This is a genomic window from Streptomyces sp. NPDC086835 (assembly GCF_044745705.1).
Lineage (GTDB): Bacteria > Actinomycetota > Actinomycetes > Streptomycetales > Streptomycetaceae > Streptomyces.
In genome coordinates this window covers 1-1,701 of record NZ_JBIVAU010000035.1, presented here as the reverse complement: position 1 = coordinate 1,701, position 1,701 = coordinate 1, and the positions used below count along the sequence as shown (strand labels likewise).

The following is a 1,701-nucleotide window of genomic DNA, read 5'->3' as shown; positions in this document are numbered from 1 at the left end:
CCCGCCGCAGTGTCCGCCGGCCCGAGGAGATCTCCTACTACATCGCCTACCGCCCGGCCGACACGACCCTCGACCAGCTGATCCGCGTTGCCGGCGAACCGTCGGGCGACCCAGAACCACCCCGGACGCGGTCCTCGCCGACAAGGCGTACTCCTCGCGCGCGATCCGGCAGCTTCCGCGCAGACGCGGGATACGCGCGTCATCCCGATCCCGGCCGACCAGCGGGCTCACCGCCAACGGCGAGGCAGCCAGGGAGGGCGGCCACCAGCCTTTGACCGTGCCGCCTACCGACAACGCAACACGGTCGAACGCTGCATCAACAAGATCAAGCAATGGCGCGGCCTGGCCACCCGCGACGACAAGACCGCCACCATCTACCTGGCCAGCCTCCACCTCGTCGGCATCTTCATCTGGTCCGCACGGTGATAAACGGCCTAGTCGGAGAACAGCTCACCTTCGGTACCCCTGTGCTCGGTAGCCGCATTGATGCCCGTCACGACGTACTGACCCTTATCAGGGATCCTCGTCTTGTGGGCGTTGCCATTTGTGCTCCAGTGGACAATCACACTCCACTCGCATCGGTGCGTGGTGGTGTGGACGTGGAGGGTGATGTGCTCTGGGTCCGTTTGCGTCACCTTGTACACGGGGGGATTGATCGGTTTTCCGCGGTCGTCCGTGAAGACGATCTTTAGGGGTTTGGCGTCGGCCTGCAGTTCTGCCGACCTCTCGGGAACCAGGCTCGTGTATACAGATTCTTGGATATGCACTCCTACGGTGCTGGGGCGGCAGTCCACTTTGGGTTCCAGTCGCTTGACGAACACGGGCTTTTGAGACTTACCGCGAAGGATGAAACGGAGCTCCTGCCAAACCGGTGTGCCTCCGTTCCGCTTCGCCCATGAGTCCAGGTCTTCGACCTGTGCTAGCGGCGGCGCGAGATCGGCGTATGCCTTTCCTGCGAAGACCCATCCGTTCACATCGGGTTCGTCATCGTCGATAGCCAGCCCGTGTTGCTCCCTGCCGGCAATGCGCTGAGCAAGGTGAAAAAGATACGGCCCCAACCATTCGGTCACGGTGAACACCGCGATCCCGCCGATTACGGAGAGAACCAAGCCTTTGACTCCGGGCGACCGACGCTGCCACCAATGTTTGGCTTTTGCGCGGAGGCCAGTGCGACGTGAGGCCTCCGGGGGAGCTCCTGCAGGATCCTCGCGTGCCATGACGCAACGCTAGAGGCTGGAGCTGCGCCAGCCGACGCCCGACACGGCAGCTCACCCACCTGGTGAATTGGTGAATCCCCTCAGGGAAGTCGCCGGGCTGCTCTGAGGCGCAGCGTTGGCAGGCGGTACCGACAGCTGAGGCAGCTCGCGCAGGGCTTGAGGAAAACCACGCAGATCAAGCAATGACGCGGCCTGGCCACCCGCTACGACAAAACCGCCACCATCTACCTGGCCAGCCTCCACCTCCTCGGCATCTTCATCTGGTCCGCACCGTGATCCGAAGGAAACAGCCTAGTACTGCAACGGTCTTTGCCGTGACGGTTGGGCAGGTGGGTCGTTGGGTTGTCCATGGGTGGGGATGGTGTTGAGGCCCGTTCGTGGGCGGGTGAGTTGAAGGCTTTGCATGATCGGTTCGTGCACCGCTTTGCCAGGTCGGAGCCGCGTGAGTCGGCGCTTGCGTATATGCAGGGGCTGGTAGCTCCGT

1 protein-coding gene and 2 pseudogenes are annotated in these 1,701 nt (G+C 63.1%); 2 read left to right on the top strand and 1 reads right to left on the bottom strand.

Translation table 11 applies throughout. From position 1 onward, the window contains the following. Positions 1-91: 91 nt before the first annotated feature. Positions 92-426: pseudogene (locus tag ACIPJI_RS36530) on the top strand (transposase); the annotation flags it as partial. An 8-nt stretch (positions 427-434) separates the two neighbouring features. Here the strand turns inward: ACIPJI_RS36530 and ACIPJI_RS36525 are convergent. After that, complete coding sequence (locus tag ACIPJI_RS36525; protein WP_402251282.1) at positions 435-1,217, bottom strand: hypothetical protein; 783 nt, start codon at positions 1,215-1,217, stop codon at positions 435-437. Positions 1,218-1,565: 348 nt separating this feature from the next. Between ACIPJI_RS36525 and ACIPJI_RS36520 the strand changes: the two are divergent. After that, positions 1,566-1,701: pseudogene (locus ACIPJI_RS36520) on the top strand (IS701 family transposase); the annotation flags it as partial.

Bases quoted from the DNA above. Each gene is read 5' to 3' on its own strand.
- ACIPJI_RS36525 (WP_402251282.1), bottom strand. From the start codon at position 1,217: ATGGCACGCGAGGATCCTGCAGGAGCTCCCCCGGAGGCCTCACGTCGC.